12 protein-coding genes are annotated in these 18,317 nt (G+C 71.4%); 7 read left to right on the top strand and 5 right to left on the bottom strand.

Features of this window, described 5'->3' with window-relative positions; translation table 11 throughout:
• The first annotated feature begins 48 nt into the window (after nt 1-48).
• Complete coding sequence (locus ACFY1J_RS22850) at nt 49-1,611, top strand: phytoene desaturase family protein (protein WP_390731781.1); 1,563 nt, start codon at nt 49-51, stop codon at nt 1,609-1,611.
• On the opposite strand, the gene ACFY1J_RS22845 is transcribed toward ACFY1J_RS22850, so the two are convergent.
• Nucleotides 1,608-3,380, bottom strand: a complete 1,773-nt coding sequence (locus tag ACFY1J_RS22845; RefSeq protein WP_390731872.1) for a serine hydrolase — start codon at nt 3,378-3,380, stop codon at nt 1,608-1,610. The genes ACFY1J_RS22850 and ACFY1J_RS22845 overlap by 4 nt on opposite strands.
• Before the next feature lie 139 nt (nt 3,381-3,519).
• Between ACFY1J_RS22845 and ACFY1J_RS22840 the strand changes: the two genes are divergently transcribed.
• Nucleotides 3,520-4,632, top strand: a complete 1,113-nt coding sequence (locus tag ACFY1J_RS22840; protein WP_390731780.1) for an NAD(P)H-dependent flavin oxidoreductase — start codon at nt 3,520-3,522, stop codon at nt 4,630-4,632.
• Nucleotides 4,629-6,179, top strand: a complete 1,551-nt coding sequence (locus ACFY1J_RS22835; protein WP_390710696.1) for an acyl-CoA synthetase — start codon at nt 4,629-4,631, stop codon at nt 6,177-6,179. The genes ACFY1J_RS22840 and ACFY1J_RS22835 overlap by 4 nt, the downstream gene beginning before the upstream one ends.
• Before the next feature lie 70 nt (nt 6,180-6,249).
• On the opposite strand, the gene ACFY1J_RS22830 is transcribed toward ACFY1J_RS22835, so the two are convergent.
• Nucleotides 6,250-8,661 carry a penicillin acylase family protein gene (locus ACFY1J_RS22830; protein ID WP_390731779.1) on the bottom strand — a complete coding sequence of 804 codons (2,412 nt, stop codon included), beginning with the start codon at nt 8,659-8,661 and terminating at the stop codon, nt 6,250-6,252.
• A 110-nt stretch (nt 8,662-8,771) separates the two neighbouring features.
• Between ACFY1J_RS22830 and ACFY1J_RS22825 the strand changes: the two genes are divergently transcribed.
• A complete protein-coding gene (locus ACFY1J_RS22825) occupies nt 8,772-10,268 on the top strand; it encodes an acyl-CoA synthetase (protein WP_390710698.1) in 1,497 nt (498 codons plus the stop codon).
• Nucleotides 10,269-10,288: 20 nt separating this feature from the next.
• Here ACFY1J_RS22825 and paaK read toward each other — a convergent pair whose 3' ends face one another.
• Complete coding sequence (paaK, locus tag ACFY1J_RS22820; protein ID WP_390731778.1) at nt 10,289-11,587, bottom strand: phenylacetate--CoA ligase PaaK; 1,299 nt, start codon at nt 11,585-11,587, stop codon at nt 10,289-10,291.
• A 181-nt stretch (nt 11,588-11,768) separates the two neighbouring features.
• Between paaK and ACFY1J_RS22815 the strand changes: the two genes are divergently transcribed.
• Entirely contained in the window at nt 11,769-12,605 is an 837-nt protein-coding gene (locus ACFY1J_RS22815; protein WP_390731777.1) for an alpha/beta fold hydrolase, read from the top strand.
• Nucleotides 12,606-12,679: 74 nt separating this feature from the next.
• On the opposite strand, the gene ACFY1J_RS22810 is transcribed toward ACFY1J_RS22815, so the two are convergent.
• Both ACFY1J_RS22810 and ACFY1J_RS22805 read right to left on the bottom strand, forming a co-directional pair.
• On the bottom strand, nt 12,680-14,551 hold the full coding sequence (locus tag ACFY1J_RS22810) for a sulfatase (protein ID WP_390731776.1): 1,872 nt from the start codon (nt 14,549-14,551) through the stop codon (nt 12,680-12,682).
• A gap of 156 nt (nt 14,552-14,707) precedes the next feature.
• A complete protein-coding gene (locus ACFY1J_RS22805; RefSeq protein WP_390731775.1) occupies nt 14,708-16,327 on the bottom strand; it encodes an acyl-CoA synthetase in 1,620 nt (539 codons plus the stop codon).
• Nucleotides 16,328-16,515: 188 nt separating this feature from the next.
• On the opposite strand from ACFY1J_RS22805, the gene ACFY1J_RS22800 reads away from it, so the two are divergent.
• Together ACFY1J_RS22800 and ACFY1J_RS22795 are read left to right on the top strand one after the other, a co-directional pair.
• Nucleotides 16,516-17,316: a crotonase/enoyl-CoA hydratase family protein gene (locus ACFY1J_RS22800; protein WP_390731774.1), complete on the top strand. Its 801-nt coding sequence runs from the start codon at nt 16,516-16,518 to the stop codon at nt 17,314-17,316.
• Between the two features lie 22 nt (nt 17,317-17,338).
• Entirely contained in the window at nt 17,339-18,307 is a 969-nt protein-coding gene (locus tag ACFY1J_RS22795; protein WP_390710704.1) for a Zn-ribbon domain-containing OB-fold protein, read from the top strand.
• Nucleotides 18,308-18,317: the final 10 nt, after the last annotated feature.

Genomic DNA, 18,317 nt, shown 5'->3' with positions numbered 1-18,317 from the left:
CACGGCATGCCTCTGGCAGCCGTAGATCATCACGTGTTACGAAGAACCATGCCTGCACACGAGGGATCCCGGACGTACGACGCCGTCATCGTCGGCGGCGGCCACAACGGCCTGGTCGCGGCCGCCTATCTGGCCCGGGCCGGCAAGTCCGTGCTCGTACTGGAGCGCCTGGACCACACCGGCGGCGCCGCCGTGTCGACCCGCCCCTTCGCCGGTGTCGACGCCCGTCTGTCGCGCTACTCCTACCTGGTCAGCCTGCTGCCCAAGAAGATCGTGCGGGACCTGGGCCTCGCCTTCCGGGTCCGTGGGCGCACCATCTCGTCGTACACCCCGGTCGAACGGGACGGACGGCCGACCGGGCTGCTCGTCGGCGGCGGCGAACGGCGCACCCGCGAGGCCTTCGCCCGGCTGACGGGCGGCAGCCGCGAGTACGAGGCCTGGCAGCGCTTCTACGGCATGACCGGCCAGGTCGCCCAGCGGGTCTTCCCCACCCTGACCGAACCGCTGCCCACCCGTGACGAACTGCGCCGCCGCATCGACGACGAGGACGCCTGGCGGGCCCTGTTCGAGGAGCCGATCGGTGCCGCGATCGAGCGGAACTTCACCGACGACCTGGTGCGGGGCGTGGTCCTCACCGACGGCCTGATCGGCACCTTCGCCGACGCGCACGACCCCTCCCTGCGGCAGAACCGCTGCTTCCTGTACCACGTCATCGGCGGCGGCACCGGCGCCTGGGACGTGCCCGTCGGCGGCATGGGCGCCCTGACCGACGCGCTGGCCGCCGCCGCGCGCGCCGCGGGCGCGGTCATCGCGACCGGACACGAGGCGGTGCGGATCGCGACGGACGGGCACAGCGCCGAGGTCACCCACCGCACGGCCGACGGCGAGGCCATCGCCACCGCCCGGTACGTCCTCGTGGGCGCCTCGCCGCAGGAACTCGCCGCGCTGACCGGCGACCCGGCGCCGACGCCCGCCGAAGGCGCCCAGCTGAAGGTGAACATGCTGCTCAAGCGGCTGCCGAGGCTGCGCGACGGCTCCGTCGACCCGCGCGAGGCCTTCGCCGGCACCTTCCACGTCGCCGAGGGCTACGAGCAGCTGGCCGCCGCCCACGCCCAGGCCGCGTCCGGTGAGCTCCCGACGGCACCGCCGTCCGAGATCTACTGCCACTCCCTCACCGACCCCACGATCCTCGGCCGGAACCTGGTCGACGCGGGCTACCAGACCCTCACCCTCTTCGGCCTCCACACGCCCGCACGGCTCTTCGACCGGGACAACGACGGGGTACGCGACGAACTCCTCAAGTCCACGCTCGCGCAGCTCGACGCCCATCTCGCCGAACCGATCACCGACTGCCTCGCGACCGATGCCGAGGGCCGGCCCTGCATCGAGGCGAAGACCCCGCTCGACCTGGAGCGCGACCTGCGGCTGCCCGGCGGCAACATCTTCCACCGCGACCTGTCCTGGCCCTACACCCAGGAGGAGACCGGACGCTGGGGCGTGGAGACCCGGCACGGCAACGTCCTGCTGTGCGGGGCGGGCGCGGTGCGCGGCGGAGGGGTGAGCGGGGTGCCGGGGCACAACGCGGCGATGGCGGTGCTGGAGCGGACCTAGTCGGTTGACGGTGCCCACCCGGCCGCCGTGACGCGTGCCGCGTCCGCGGGCCGTGCCTCGTCGAACAGCACGGTTGTGGCGGCCTCCACGCGCAGGGCGTCGACGTACGCGCCGCGGCCGACGTAGCGCCGGTCGGTGGCGTAACGCCAGCGCAGGACGAGCTGCCCAGCCGCGGGGAGGGGCGCGGTCAGCCGGTGCCAGACACGGCCGGACCAGCCCGTGGCCGTACCGGCCGGATGCTCCTCGGGGTCCTCGCCCTGGCGGGTGGTGGTGAACGGGACCGGCTGCCAGGCGGCGCCGCCGTCCGTGGTGGACTCCAGCACGAGCACGTCCGAACCGGGCTCGGTGTCCCACCACACGGCACAGCGCAGGCGGGCCGTGCCGCAGGAGGTGTCGAGCGCGGGGAGGGCGAGCGTCGCGCTCGTGTTGCTCGCCATGCCGGAGAACCATGCCGTACCGCCCTGCGCCGGGCGTACCGGGACGGCACGCGCCAGGTTGTTGCCGGCGGCCACCCGGGGAGCCGAGCCGGAGCGCCAACCGCGTACGGGGTGCACCGAGTTGCCGAGCACGACCAGGAAGGAGTCGGTCGTGGGGTCGAGGACCAGCGAGGTGCCGGTGAAGCCGGTGTGGCCGGCCGTGCGCGGGGTGGCCAGCGCGCCCATGTACCAGTGCTGGTAGAGCTCGAAGCCGAGCCCGTGCTCGTCGCCCGGGAAGGCCGTGTTGAAGTCGGTGAACATCAGGTCCACCGACTCGGGGGCGAGGATGCGCGTGCGCCCGTACACGCCGCGGTTCAGCAGCGTCCGGCCGAGCACCGCGAGGTCCCAGGCGCAGGAGAACACGCCCGCGTGGCCCGCGACACCGCCGAGGCTGTACGCGTTCTCGTCGTGCACCTCGCCCCACACCAGCCCCCGGTCGAGGCCGGACCAGGGCCTGCGGGCGTCCTCCGTCGCCGCGATCTGGGGCCTCCAGGAGGCGGGCGGGTTGTAGCGGGTGCGGCTCAGGCCCAGCGGTGCGGTGATCTCTTCGTGCAGGAGGACGTCGAGGGCGCGGCCTGTGACGCGTTCCAGCACCAGCTGGAGGGAGATCAGGTTCAGGTCCGAGTAGAGGTACTTGGTGCCGGGAGGGTTGAGCGGCGCCTCGTTCCAGATGAGCCGGAGCTGCTCCTCGTGCGTCGGCGCGTTGTAGAGCGGGATCCAGGCGCGGAAACCGGAGGTGTGGGTGAGGAGTTGACGGATCGTGATGTCCTGCTTGCCGACCGCCCCGAACTCGGGGACGTACGAGGCGACCGTCGCCTCCAGCTCCAGCGTGCCCCGCTCCATCTGCTGCACGGCGAGGAGCGAGGTGAACAGCTTGGAGACGGAGGCCAGGTCGAAGACCGTGTCCTCGGTCATGGGGATCTGCTGTCCGGGCGGGAACTCGACGCCCGTGTCGGTCTTCTCGTCGTACGCCGCGTAGCGCACCGCCATGCCGAGGGGCCGGTGCAGGGCCACCGTGCCGCCGCGCCCGGCGAGCAGGACGGCGCCCGCGTACCAGGGGTGCTTGGGGGAAGGGCCGAGGAACGCCTCGGCGTCCGCGACCAGTTGACGCAGATGCTCCGGGAGCAGTCCGGCGCGCTCCGGCGATCCATGGCGCAGGGTGGGACGGTGGCCGCCGGACGCGGGGACGGCTTCGGCCGGACCGGCGGGTAAGGATGCGAGGGCGAGGGCGCCGCCGAGGGTCAGGGCGCCGAGTCGACGGCGGGTGAGTCTGTGGGCCACCTCATCGGTCATCATGAAACCTTCCTGTCGGGGGCGGGATGTGTCAATGAGGCGTGCGTGTACCGCGGTGGCGCGGAAGCCGGAAACAGAAATCTGACGGAGCATCAGAAAAACTCTTCCGTCGGCCGGAGGACTGCGGCATCCTGCGCCCATGCAGACGGAGCTGAGCAAGCAACTGGGAGTCGAGCACGCCGTCTTCGGCTTCACGCCGTTCCCCGCCGTCGCCGCGGCCATCAGCCGGGCCGGCGGCTTCGGAGTGCTCGGCGCGGTCCGCTACACGGCCCCCGACGACCTCAAACGCGATCTCGACTGGATCGAGGCGCATGTCGACGGCCGGCCCTACGGCCTGGACGTCGTCATGCCCGCGAAGAAGGTCGAGGGCGTCACCGAGGCGGACGTCGAGGCGATGATCCCCGAGGGACACCGGCAGTTCGTCCGGGACACCCTCACCAAGTACGGCGTGCCCGAGCTCGCCGAGGGCGAGGCCTCCGGGTGGCGCATCACCGGCTGGATGGAGCAGGTCGCCCGCACCCAGCTCGACGTCGCCTTCGACTACCCGATCGGACTGCTCGCCAACGCCCTCGGTTCCCCGCCCGCCGACGTGGTGGCCCGTGCCCACGACCGGGGTGTGCTCGTCGCCGCGCTCGCGGGCAGCGCCCGGCACGCCCGCAAGCACCAGGAGGCGGGCATCGACATCGTCGTGGCCCAGGGCTACGAGGCGGGCGGCCACACCGGCGAGATCGCCTCCATGGTGCTGACTCCCGAGGTCGTCGACGCCGTCGACCCGCTGCCGGTGCTGGCCGCGGGCGGGATCGGCAGCGGACAACAGGTGGCGGCCGCCCTGAGCCTCGGCGCTCAGGGTGTGTGGCTGGGCTCCCTATGGCTGACCACCACAGAAGCCGACCTCCACTCGCCCGCGCTGACCCGCAAGCTCCTCGCCGCCGGGTCCGGCGACACCGTCCGCTCGCGCGCCCTGACCGGGAAGCCCGCACGTCAGCTCCGCACCGAATGGACCGACGCCTGGGACGACCCGGGCGGGCCCGGCACCCTGCCCATGCCCCTGCAGGGCCTGCTGGTCGCCGAGGCGGTCTCCCGCATCCAGAAGCACGAGGTCGAGCCACTGCTCGGCACACCCGTCGGCCAGATCGTCGGCCGGATGACGAGTCAGCGCAGCGTCCAGGCCGTCTTCGACGACCTCACCCGGGGCTTCGAGCAGGCCGTCGACCGCATCAACCGCATCGCCGGAAGGAGCGGGCGGTCGTGAGCACACCCCCCGTCGGCTTCTGGGCCCAGGCCGCCCAGGACCCCGACCGCATGATCCTGGTCGCCCCCGACGGCGAGCAGTGGACCGCCGGCCGGCTGCACGCCGCCGCCAACCGGCTGGTGCACGGCCTGCGTGCCGCGGGCCTGGACCGCGGCGACGCCTTCGCGGTCGTGCTGCCCAACGGCGTCGAGTTCTTCATCGCCCACCTCGCCGCCAGTCAGGCCGGGTTCTACCTCGTCCCCGTCAACCACCACCTCGTCGGCCCGGAGATCGCCTGGATCGTCTCCGACTCCGGCGCGAAGGTGCTGATCGCCCACGAACGGTTCGCCGGACCCGCCCGGCACGCCGCCGACGAGGCCGGCCTGCCGGCCACCCACCGGTACGCGGTCGGCGACGTGGAGGGTTTCCGGCCGTACGCCGAACTCCTCGACGGGCAGCCCGGGTCGGCGCCCGCGGACCGCACCCTCGGCTGGGTCATGAACTACACCTCGGGCACCACCGGCCGCCCGCGCGGCATCCGCCGCCCCCTGCCCGGCAAGACCCCCGAGGAGGCCTACCTCGGCGGCTTCCTCGGCATCTTCGGCATCAAGCCGTTCGACGACAACGTGCACCTCGTCTGCTCACCGCTCTACCACACGGCCGTGCTCCAGTTCGCGGGCGCGTCCCTGCACATCGGCCACCGGCTGGTGCTGATGGACAAGTGGACGCCCGAGGAGATGCTCCGTCTCATCGACGCCCACCGGTGCACGCACACACATATGGTCCCGACACAGTTCCACCGGCTCCTCGCACTCCCGGAGCGCACCAGGCAGGCGTACGACGTCTCGTCCATGCGGCACGCCATCCACGGTGCCGCCCCCTGCCCCGACCATGTGAAACGGGCCATGATCGACTGGTGGGGGCACTGTGTGGAGGAGTACTACGCGGCCAGCGAGGGCGGCGGTGCCTTCGCGACCGCCGAGGACTGGCTGAAGAAGCCCGGCACCGTCGGCAAGGCCTGGCCGATCAGCGAGCTCGCGATCTTCGACGACGACGGCAACCGGCTCCCGCCCGGTGAACTCGGCACCGTCTACCTGAAGATGAACACCGGCGGCTTCTCGTACCACAAGGACGAGGCCAAGACGAGGAAGAACCGCATCGGTGACTTCTTCACCGTCGGCGACCTCGGCTGTCTCGACGAGGACGGCTATCTCTTCCTGCGCGACCGCAAGATCGACATGATCATCTCGGGTGGGGTCAACATCTATCCCGCCGAGATCGAGTCCGCGCTGCTCGCCCATCCCGCCGTCGCAGACGCCGCCGCCTTCGGCATCCCGCACGACGACTGGGGCGAGGAGGTCAAGGCCGTCGTGGAGCCCGCCCCGGGGCACGAGCCCGGGCCGGACCTCGCCGCCGCCCTCCTCCGCCATTGCGAGGAACGGCTCGCGGGCTACAAACGGCCCAGGAGCATCGACTTCATCATCGAGATGCCGCGCGACCCCAACGGCAAGCTGTACAAGCGACGGCTGCGGGACCCGTACTGGGAGGGCCGCACACGACCCGTGTGAGCGACACCGGCTGTCAGAAGAAAGGGTGTGGCCCCGCCCCATGGGGGCCGGGACCACACCCTCGGGGCCGTCAGTGGTCGGAAACCCTCACCACGCTCAGCGAGGGCGACGACAGGATGTCCTTCTCGCAGAACCGCGACGTCACCCACCGCTCCTGGGAGTACAGCCGGGTCTGGTCGCTGTAGTGGGACGAGTTCGGGTTCGAGGACTGGGAGTACGTCAGCAGCGTGCGGGCCACCGGGCAGGGACCGCCGTCCCAGCCCACCGCCTGGATGTAGCTGGAGCCGAAGCTCACCTCGGTATAGGCACCTCGGGCCGCGTCCCACACGGGCTCGACCTTGTTCCACACGCCGAGCGACTCGGTGCCGCCCGGCACCGGTATGTGCCGCCCGTCGCGCACGACGTACTGACGCTCGCCCAGCGGGGAGTCGAGGGCGACACCGGCCGCGCGCAGCTCGGCGACCGTGTCGGCGAGGGCCGTGGTGAAGCCCGGCGCGGCCGTGTTGAGGGTGTTCGGGGTGTGCACCGGGTCCGCCGCGGAGAACGGCACCTTCCACAGCTGTGCCGGCGGCACGTCCGCCGTCAGGTTCCTCCAGAACCGGTCGAACAGCAGCGCGCCCCGGCTCCCGCTGTGTGCCGTGCGGTCCCAGGCAGCCAGCACCCCGCACGCCTCGCTCACGTCGACGGCCTTGCCGGAGCTGCCCGTCGCCGTGCCACCGGGCAGAGCGGCGCACGCCTTCGCCGTGTCGTTCGCGATCAGATTCCCCGCGGTCACCCGGTTCGCGAACTCCTGCCGCTGCAGATCGGCCACGGTCAGACGACCCCGCCGGGCCAGCGCGGCGACGTCGTCCAGCGCGCCGCGCGTGCGCAGCGAGCGGGGCGTGCCGATGTCGCCGAAGATCCGCTCGTACCCGGTCAGCGGCCGGTCCGGATTGGTCAGCCAGGCGCTGTTGTTCGAGTTCTCCGCGTACGGGGCGTCCCGGAGCGCGGGCATGCGCGCGGGCCCGAAGATCCCCGGCTGCACGGCGTCGGCGTCGCTGCCGAGCGCGCAGTCGCCGCGCGAGCCGTCGAGGACCGCGAGCCCGGACGAGGGGTAGGTGACCTTGCCGAGCGCCGTGGAACAGCGCCGCGCCAGCTCGTCGGTGATGCGCGGGAGCACCTGCGCCTGGGTGAACAGCGTGTGCCCCGCGGAGTCGGCGGCGAACGTGTTCACCCAGGGCAGGCCCTGCGTCCGCTCGACCGCCGCGAGGACGTCGGCCGTGCTGCGAGCCTTGCTGAGGCCGAGCCCCGTGTCGGGGAAACGCAGATTCGCCGCGTTCGGGTCGTTCAGCGCGTACGCCGTCGTGGCGGTCCAGGGCAGCGGCACCGTGGCGCCGAGCGAGGTGACCACCGGGCCGTACCGTGTCCACCACTGGGTCCGGGTCACCGGCGCTTTGCCCGCGACCGGAACCGTGACGGTCCGCCGGGTCATGTGCTCCCGGGTGCCGTCGACGAGATAGACCGTCGGGTCGGACGGATCCAGGGTGAGCTGCTCCAGATCGAGCGGGACGCCCGTGGAGACGGTATGGCTCCAGGCCACATGGGAGTTGTGCCCGATGGAGATCGTGGCCGAGCCGAGCAGCGAGCCGCCCATGACGTTCAGCTTTCCGGGTATCGTCTGCTGCGACTGCCAGAAGCGGCGTCCGCCCTGCCACGGGTAGTGCGGATTGCCCAGGAGCAGCCCACGGCCGTTCGCCGTGGTGGCTCCGTCGAAGACGACCGCGTTCGAGCCCATGTCGGCGTTGTCGGCGGACAGCAGCGCACGGGCGGCCCGGGCGGTGGCGGCCGCGTCCGGGGCGCCGGTCGTGGGCGTCGTGCCGGCCGGTGGCTGTGCGGCGGTGATCCCGTCCACGGCGCGTCCCTGGCCGCCGAGGACGGCGAGGGCGTAGCTGCGGGTGGCCACGTCGAGCGTGGTGACCGGTCTGACCCATGCGGCGCCCTTGCACGCCGGATCGCTGATCCGGTGCTTCCTCAGCCAGGCGTTGTAGCCCGCCGCGAAGCCGCGCATCAGGTCCTTCACCTCGCCGGTCGGGCCGAGCGGCGCCGGCTCGGCGAACAGCCTGCGTACCGTCCCGTCCTCCCGCACCCCGCGGAAGTAGAGGTCACTGGCGAGGTTCGTCGTGGCCGAGGAGAGGGACAGATCGGTGGCCGCTTCCGGTCCGAAGTACCGGGAGCGTTCCCCGCGCAGGGTCACGAAACCGTCCGCCAGCGTGCACACCTGGTCGGCGGCCTGCGCCCAGCCGGTGCCGAAGCCCAGGCCGGCGTAGTTCTTCGCGAGGATGTGCGGGATGCCGTACTCGGTGTAGCGGATGACGGCGGACAGGCCGCCGTGCGACGGGTGTTCCTGTCGCTGCGCCGGCTGCGCGGCCGCCGCCGGCAGAGCGGCGGTGGCGGTGAGCAGGGCGGCGGCCGTGACGGCGAGCCGCTTCAAGTGGATGCGCATCGTGCCTCCCAACGTCATTGAGGGAAGGAGCGGTTGAGCGTACCAACGGGTATGTGTCCGGGCTCCCGGGTTCTTGACCTCCTCGAGCGGGGGACAGAGGATCATGTGCCATGACGCAGGGACAGGGCAGCACGGTTGACGGGGTGCTGCGGCGCAGCGCCCGGCGCACCCCCGCGCGCGTCGCGGTGGAGTACCGCGAGCGCAGATGGACGTACGAGGAACTCGACGACGCCGTCTCCCGCGCGGCGGGTGTGCTCCTCGCCCAGGGCCTCGCCCCCGGCGACCGGGTCGGCGCCTACGGCCACAACTCCGACGCCTACCTCATCGCCTTCCTCGCCTGCGCGCGGGCGGGCCTCGTGCACGTGCCGGTGAACCAGAACCTGACCGGTGACGACCTCGCGTACATCGTCGGCCAGTCGGGCAGCACGCTCGTGCTGGCCGACCCCGACCTCGCCGGCCGACTGCCCGAGGACGTACGGGTGTTGCCGCTGCGGGACGCCGACGACTCCCTCCTCGCCGGCCTCGCGACGGCACAGCCGTACGACGGTCCCGAACCGCGCACCGAGGACCTCGTGCAGCTCCTGTACACCTCGGGCACCACCGCCCTCCCCAAGGGCGCGATGATGACCCACCGGTCCCTGGTGCACGAGTACCTGAGCGCCATCACCGCCCTCGACCTGAGCGCCGGCGACCGTCCCGTGCACGCGCTGCCGCTGTACCACTCGGCCCAGATGCATGTGTTCCTGCTGCCCTGCTTGGCGATCGGCGCGACCAACATCATCCTCGACGCACCGGACGGGGACACGCTCTTCGACCTGATCGAGGACGGGCGTGTGGACAGCCTGTTCGCGCCGCCCACCGTGTGGATCGCGCTGTCGAACCGGCCCGACTTCGCGACCCGGGACCTGAGCGGTCTGCGCAAGGCGTACTACGGGGCGTCGATCATGCCGGTGCCCGTGCTGGAGCGGCTGCGCGAACGGCTGCCCGCGCTCGCGTTCTACAACTGCTTCGGCCAGAGCGAGATCGGCCCCCTGGCCACGGTGCTGGCACCCGACGAGCACAAGGGCAGGCTGGACTCCTGCGGCCGCACCGTGCTGTTCGTGGACGCGCGGGTGGTGGACGAGGACGGCGAGGAGGTGCCCGACGGCACACCCGGTGAAATCGTCTACCGCTCACCGCAGTTGTGCGAGGGCTACTGGGACAAGCCCGAGGAGACCGCGGCCGCCTTCCGCGACGGCTGGTTCCACTCCGGCGACCTCGCGGTGCGCGACGCGCACGGCTACTTCACGATCGTCGACCGGGTGAAGGACGTCATCAACTCCGGTGGTGTGCTGATCGCTTCACGGCAGGTCGAGGACGCCCTGTACACCCACGAGGCAGTCGCCGAGGCCGCCGTGATCGGCCTCCCCGACGAGCGGTGGATCGAGGCCGTCACGGCGGTCGTCGTGCCGCGCGGCGAGGTCACCGAGACCGAGCTGATCGCCCACGCACGCGAGCGGCTCGCGTCCTTCAAGGCACCCAAACGGGTGCTGTTCGTGGACGCGTTGCCGCGCAACGCGAGCGGGAAGATCCTGAAGCGCGAGCTGCGCGACCGCTTCGGCGGCTGACCTTCGACCCGCGACGGCACCTACCGCGGACGCAGGTCCACGATCCGGCGGATCTTGCCCACCGAGCGCTCCAGCGACTCCGGTTCGACGATCTCGACGCCCACGGACACGCCGATCCCGTCCTTCACGGCCGCGGCGACGGCCCGCGCGGCCTCCTCCCGCGCCTCGGGTGTGGCGCCGGGGCGCGCCTCGGCCCGCACCGTGAGCGCGTCGAGGCGGCCCTCCCGGGTGAGGCGCAGCTGGAAGTGCGGCGCGACGCCCGGCGTGCGCAGCACGATCTCCTCGATCTGGGTCGGGAACAGGTTGACCCCGCGCACGATCACCATGTCGTCACTGCGCCCGGTCACCTTCTGCATGCGCCGGAACACCCGCGCCGTGCCCGGCAGCAGCCGGGTCAGGTCACGGGTCCGGTAACGGACCACCGGCATCGCCTCCTTGGTGAGCGAGGTGAAGACCAGCTCGCCCTCCTCGCCGTCCGGGAGCACCTCGCCCGTGATCGGGTCCACGACCTCCGGGAAGAAGTGGTCCTCCCAGATGTGCAGTCCGTCCTTGGTCTCCACGCACTCCTGGGAGACACCCGGCCCGATCACCTCGGAGAGCCCGTAGAGGTCGACGGCGTCGATCGCGAACCGCTCCTCGATCTCGCGCCGCATCTCCTCCGTCCACGGCTCGGCACCGAACACGCCGACCCGCAGCGAGGTCCCGCGCGGGTCGACGCCCTGCCGTTCGAACTCGTCGAGCAGGGTGAGCATGTACGACGGGGTGACCATGATGATTCCGGGCCCGAGGTCCTGGATCAGCTGGACCTGGCGGGCCGTCATACCGCCGGACGCGGGGACGACCGTACAGCCCAGCCGCTCGGCACCGTAGTGGGCGCCCAGACCGCCGGTGAACAGCCCATAGCCGTAGGCCACATGCACCGTGTCGCCGGGGCGTCCGCCCGCCGCCCGGATCGAGCGCGCCACCATGTCCGCCCACATGGAAAGGTCGTTGTCCGTATAGCCGACCACCGTGGGGCGTCCCGTGGTGCCGCTCGACGCGTGGATCCGGCGAATACGGTCGCGGGGCACGGCGAACATCCCGTACGGATAGTTCTCCCGCAGGTCGGCCTTGGTGGTGAAGGGGAAGCGGGCCAGGTCGGCAAGGGAGAGGCAGTCCTCCGGCCGGACTCCGGCCTTGTCGAAGGACTCCCGGTAGAAGGGCACGTGCTCGTAGGCGTGCCGCAGGGAGGCGCGCATCCGCTCCAGCTGCAGTGCCGCGAGTGCCTCCGCGTCGAGCCGTTCCCCCGCGTCGAGCAGCTCCGTCGCACCATCAGCCATGGGGCACCTCTCCCTCGTCGAGCACATCGATCCGGGCGACCGATCATTCGGTCGCCCCACCCGGGATCAGTAATCCAGGCCGCCGATGCCCGGGCAAGGGCTCCACCAGGATTTTCCGCCCGGTCGGGCGCCGAGGGAACTCCGTTGCGACCGGTCCCGGTCCACCCCGATGATCGGCGGCATGCCGACCTTCACCGCACCCGACGGGACCGAGCTCGCCTACCACCTGCGCGGCGAGGGCGAACCCCTCGTCGTCCTGCCCGGGGGACCGATGCGCGCCTCCGTCTACCTCGGCGACCTGGGGGGACTCACCGCCCACCGCCGACTGATCCTGCTCGACCTGCGGGGGACCGGCGACTCCGCGGTCCCGGCGGATCCGGCGACGTACCGCTGCGACCACATGGTCGACGACGTGGAGGCATTGCGCGCCCACATGGGGCTGGAGCAGATGGATCTGCTGGCGCACTCGGCGGCCGGGAGCCTGGCGATCCTGTACGCGGCACGGTATCCGGCACGGGTGCGGCGGCTCGCGCTGATCACTCCCAATCCGTCGGCTCTTGGTATGCGGGCCACTGTCGACGACCGGCTGGCCGCGGCCCGGCTGCGCGCGCACGAGCCGTGGTTCGAGAAGGGGTTCCCGGCGCTGGAGGCCTGGCTGACGGGGCAGGCCGACTTCGACCCGGCGCTCGCCCCCTTCTACTTCGGCCGCTGGGACGACGCCGCCCGTGCACTCGACGAGGCGACCGAGGAACAGACCAACGAGGAGGCGGAGGACCGCTACTTCGCCGACGGCGCCTTCGACCCGGACGCGACCCGCGCCGCACTCACCGCCCTGACCGCCCCGGTCCTCGTGCACGCGGGCGAACTCGACGGCGGCCCCCGCCCCGACCTCGCCCGCCGCACCGCCGAGGCCTTTCCGAGCGCCGAGCTCACCGTCCAGCCCGGCGCCGGTCACCACCCGTGGCTGGACGACCCGGAGTGGTTCGTACGCCGGGTCGTCACCTTCCTGGACCGGTGAGCCGTCGTTCCTGGACCGGTGAGCCGTCGTTCCTGGAGCGGTAAGTCGTCGTCTTCCTGAGCCGGTGAGGGGGATCAGCCGGCGCTTTGGCCGTACGCCGTCATGAAGCGGTCGCGGAACTTGTTCATCGCCCAGATGGGCGCGTCCTTCGCCGGCTTGAGCCCCTCGGTCCAGCCCCAGTCGGAGATCCGGTCCAGGACCTTCGGGTCATGGGCGACGATCGTGACCGGCACCTCGCGGCTGGTGCTGCCGGCGGTGACGGTCGGCACGGGCTGGTGGTCGCCGAGGAAGACCAGGACCGTGTTCTTGTTGCCGTACCGCTCCATGAACTCGGTCAGGCTGCGCAGCGAGTACTCGATGGCGCCCCGGTACTCGGCGCGTACGCTCTCCGCGTTCTTCCAGACCTCCTTGGGGTCCTTGCCCTCCTTCTTGATCTGCTCGAAGACCGAGCCGTCGCCGAGGTCGTTCCAGTCGATCATGTGGGCGACGGGCGCCCAGGGGTTGTGGCTGGAGGCGAGGATGATCTCCGCCATCAGCGGGCCCCGGTCCTTCTTGCCGAACTCCAGCCGCTGGAACGCCTCCAGGCTGAACTGATCGGGCACCGGGGTCCAGCTGAAGTACGGGCCGTGGTAGCCGAGGTGCTCGGAGTCGTAGATGTGGTCGAGGCCGAAGAACTTCCCCTCGGGCCAGGCCCGGCGCACTCCGGGCACGATGCCGACCGTGTTCCAGGCGCCGGTCCTGCGGAAGTAGCGGGTGAGGGTCATGCGGTCGCTGGACGTCAGGTTCCGGTAGCGCTGCTGGTTCTTGATCCACAGGCCGGACAGGAACGTGGAGTGGGCGAGCCAGCTGCCGGCTCCCGTCACCGGCGACCTGAGCCAGCCGCTGCGCGACTCGAACCCGGCCGCCTTCAGGCCCGCGGTGCCCTCCTTGAGGACCTCGTCGATGCGCGGGGCCATCGCCGGGTCGTCGATCGCCGTACGGCCGTAGCTCTCGATGAAGGTGAACAGCACGTCGTTGCCGCGCAGTCCGGTGAGCAACTGGTCGGGCGGTGTCTTCGCGAAGGCGTCGACGGCGGCCTGCCGCTGGAAGACACGGGCATCCTGGAGACCCGCCTGCACCTGCTGGACGCGGTTGTCGATCAGCTCGGCGTCGATCTTGGCGGCGATGGGGGTGTCGCCGAACTGCAGGCCGACGGTGACGCAGGTGATCCATGCGGTGCCGAGGATCAGTGTGGTGCGGGCGGCCACCGGGCGGTGGCGGACCATCAGGTTCGACAGGCGCACCATCGCGAGCGTCGTGAGGACGAGGACGGCGACGACGAGGACGAGCACCGCGGCGATGGCGAACAGTTCGCCGGTGCGGCCGAAGGACTCCCTCATCCACTCCGCGGCGGCGTCGAGCAGGATCCAGTCGAGGACCAGGTCGAACGGGCGGACCAGCACCTCGTAGAAGCCCATGTCGATGCACTTCAGGATGGTGAGCAGGCCCAGCAGCACGCCCGCGACCACCGCCGTGACCCGCCTCGGCCGCGGCGGCAGCGCGAGCAGCAGGCCCGCGAGGAGGATTCCTTCCGCGGGGATGCGCAGGAACGCGGAGACCGTGAGCCGGTCGAGCTGGTTCGGCAGCAGCAGCGCGCCGAGCACGAGGGCGGCGGCGAGCACCGTGGTCCCGATGTACACGCCGCGCGCGACCCGCGGGTACTTGCGGCGCCAGCCGAACCAGCCGGGGGAGACGGGGTCGCTCTGCGGGGCCGCTGAGTCCTCCGGGCCTGCTGAGTCCTGCGGGGCGGGCTCGGCCTCCGGAGTGCCCCTGGTGTCCGGTGTGTCGATCCCCTTGGCGTCCGTGTCCGCGTCAGCGTCCGTGTCCGTGTCCGCGTCCGTGTTCGCGTCCGGGTCCGAGTCCGTCTCGGCGTCCGGCAGTTGACGAGGAGGCGTGAGGTGCGACACCCGAAGGTCCTTCCGTGCGTGGCCCGGTGCTCGTGCGGTGGACCAGGCTCGGGATGCCGGGCCCGTCATCACCCGTACGGCCGATCGTCACCGTTTGTTCAACACCGGGTCGACCGCCCGCACAGAGTACGCTGCTCGGGCCCGCCGTCCGCCGCCCTACCGGTCCGCGGCCACCGCCACCTCCCGCGCCCACCGGTAGTCCGCCTTGCCGCTCGGCGACCGCTGGATGGACTCGGTGATCACGAGCTGGCGCGGGATCTTGTAACCGGCCAGCTGCGCGCGGCAGTGATTCTGGAGGTCGGTCAGGGACAACCGGTCGGCGCCCTTGCGCAGTTGCACCACCGCCGCCACATGATTGCCCCACTTGGTGTCCGGCACCCCGGCCACGAGTGCGTCGTACACGTCCGGATGGGACTTGAGCGCCTGCTCGACCTCCTCCGGGTACACCTTCTCGCCGCCGGTGTTGATGCACTGGGAGCCACGGCCCAGCACGGTGACGACGCCGTCTGCGTCGACGGTCGCCATGTCGCCCAGCAGCACCCAGCGCCGGCCGTCCTTCTCGAAGAACGTCTCCGCGGTTTTCCGGGGGTCGTTGTAGTAGCCGAGCGGTACGTGACCGCACTGGGCGACCCGGCCGACCTCGCCCACCGCGACCGGCTCGTACGTGGCCGGGTCCACCACCTGCGTACGGGAGTTGACGCGGATGCGGAAGCCGCGCTCGGGACCGGAGTCGTCCGTGGCCGTGCCGTTGAAGCCGGACTCGGAGGAGCCGAAGTTGTTCAGCAGCAGGGCGTTGGGGACCAGCTCCCGGAACTGCCTGCGCACCGTCTCCGACATGATCGCGCCCGACGAGGACACGCTGAACATGGAGGAGCAGTCGGTGCCCTTCATGGGGCCGCTCAGGGCGTCGATCAGCGGCCGCAGCATCGCGTCGCCCACCAGCGACATGCTGGTGACCTTCTCCCGCTCGACGGTCCGCAGCACCTCCTCGGGCACGAACTTGCGGTGGAGCACGATCCGTTGCCCGAAGTGGAAGCCGATGAACGCGGTGAGGGTGGAGGTGCCGTGCATCAGCGGGGGAGTGGGGAAGAAGGTGATCCCCGAACCGCCGGCCGCGACCCGCTCGGCCAGCTCTTCCGGCTTCTTCACCGGCTCACCGGTCGGTGCCCCGCCGCCCAGCCCCGCGAAGAACAGGTCCTCCTGGCGCCACATCACGCCCTTGGGCATCCCGGTCGTGCCGCCCGTGTAGATGATGAACTGGTCGTCCGCCGAGCGCGCGGGGAAGCCGCGCTCGGGCGACCCCGCCGCCTCGGCCTGCGTGAACGCCACGGCCGGCACCTCGCGCGCCCCCGGCGCCGGGCTCCCCACCCGCACCACGTGCCGCAGCTTCTCCGCCCGCGGCAGCGCCGCCGCCACCCGGTCGGTGAACTCGGCGTCGAAGACCAGGGCCGCCAGGTCCGCGTCGCGGTAGAGGTACACCAGCTCCTCTTCCACATAGCGGTAGTTGACGTTGACCGGGACGATCCGCGCCTTCAGACAGGCGAGCACCGTCTGCAGGTACTCGATCCCGTTGTAGAGGTGGAGGCCGAGGTGCTCGCCGGGGCGTATCCCGCTGTCGATCAGATGGTGGCCGATGCGGTTGGCGGCGGTGTCCAGCTCCGCGTAGGTGAGCCGGCGCTCCGCGCCCGTGCCGGGGTGGTCGATGTACACGAGCGCCTCGCGGTCCGGGACCACGTCGACGACCGACTCGAACAGGTCGGCAAGGTTGTACTCCACCGCTCCTCCTGACCCTGTTGCAGCGCGCGGGCGTGCCTGGCATCCGACGGTTCGCCGGTCATCAGAGCAAAGGGCGCGGCAACTGGGAAGGGTCCGCGCCAAGAAATCTGACTGTCTGTCAGAAAACCCTTGAAGTGCCCACGCGCCTACTGCAACCTGTTCTCGTTCTTTCAGAGGGGAGACGGTCAATGGGTGGGACGGAACACCTCACCGTGCGGCGCGAGGGCGCCACACTGGTGCTCACGCTCAACAGGCCCGACGCCAAGAACGCGCTCTCGTTGCCCATGCTCGTCGGCCTGTACGACGGCTGGCTGGAGGCCGACGAGGACGACACGGTCCGCTCGATCGTGCTCACCGGGGCGCAGGGCGCCTTCTGCGCCGGAATGGACCTCAAGGCGCTGGCCGGCGGGGGCATGGCGGGGGAGCACTACCGCGACCGGCTCAAGGCCGATCCCGACCTGCACTGGAAGGCGATGCTGCGCCACCACCGCCCGCGCAAACCCGTGATCGCCGCCGTCGAGGGGTACTGCGTCGCGGGCGGGACGGAGATCCTGCAGGGCACCGACATCCGGGTCGCGGGCGAGTCCGCGACCTTCGGCCTGTTCGAGGTCAGGCGCGGGCTCTTTCCGATCGGCGGCTCGACCGTCCGGCTGCAACGGCAGATCCCGCGCACCCACGCACTGGAGATGCTGCTCACCGGACGGCCCTACAGCGCCCGCGAGGCCGCGGACATCGGGCTGATCGGCCATGTCGTCCCCGACGGCACCGCGCTCGACCGGGCCCTGGAGATCGCCGAGCAGGTCAACGCCTGTGGCCCGCTGGCCGTCGAGGCCATCAAGGCCTCGGTGTACGAGACCGCGGAGTTGACCGAGACCGAGGGGCTCGCCGCCGAACTGGGGCGTGGCTGGCCGGTCTTCGACACCGCGGACGCCAAGGAGGGCGCCCGTGCCTTCGCGGAGAAGCGACCCCCCGTCTACAAGCGTGCCTGACCCGCGAAGGAGAGAGCCTTCGATGCCCGAAGTCCTGAGCGCCCCCCTGGTCGTGGAGTTCCCCTTCACCCGTTCCCTCGGCCCGGTCCTGAGCGCCTTCCTCACCGGCCTGCGCGAGCGCGTCGTCCTCGGCGTGAGGACCGGCGACGGCCGCGTCCTCGTGCCGCCCGTGGAGTACGACCCCGTCACCGCGGAGGAGATACGCGACCTCGTCGAGGTCGCCCCGACCGGCACCGTCACCACCTGGGCCTGGAACCACGAACCGCGCCGCGGCCAGCCCCTCGGCACCCCCTTCGCCTGGGTCCTGGTACGGCTCGACGGCGCCGACACCGCCCTCCTGCACGCCCTGGACGCGCCCGGCCCCGACGCCGTGCGCACCGGCATGCGGGTGCGCGTGCGCTGGGCCGAGGAACGCTCCGGCGCCATCACGGACATCGCCTGCTTCGAGCCGTACGAGGGTGATGCGGGACAGGCGACCGAGGTGGGCGACAGCGCCGAAGCCGAGGCGCACAGCGGCGAGTTCGAGGACCCGGTCACCGGGATCGTCGCCCCCGCCCGCCTCGACTACACCTACTCGCCCGGCCGCGCACAGTCCGCCTACCTCGCCGCCCTCTCCGGACGGCGGACCGTGGGCGAGCGCTGTCCGTCCTGCCACAAGGTGTACGTCCCGCCCAGGGGTGCGTGCCCCACATGTGGTGTCGCCACAGCCGAACAGGTGGAAGTGGGTCCCCGCGGCACGGTCACCACCTTCTGCATCGTCAACATCAAGGCGCGGAACCTCGACATCGAGGTGCCCTACGTCTACGCGCACATCGCCCTCGACGGCGCCGGCCTCGCGCTGCACGGCCGTATCGGCGGCATCCCGTACGACCAGGTGCGGATGGGTCTGCGCGTCGAGCCGGTGTGGACGGACGGGGCCCGCCACCCCGACCACTACCGGCCCACCGGCGAACCCGACGCGGACTACGACGCCTACAAGGAGCTGCTGTGACGCAAGGAGC

The sequence above is a fragment of the Streptomyces sp. NPDC001406 genome (genome assembly GCF_042895285.1).
GTDB lineage: Bacteria > Actinomycetota > Actinomycetes > Streptomycetales > Streptomycetaceae > Streptomyces.
Note: the sequence above shows the minus strand (reverse complement) of the source record. Positions and strands in the feature narration are given on the sequence as shown.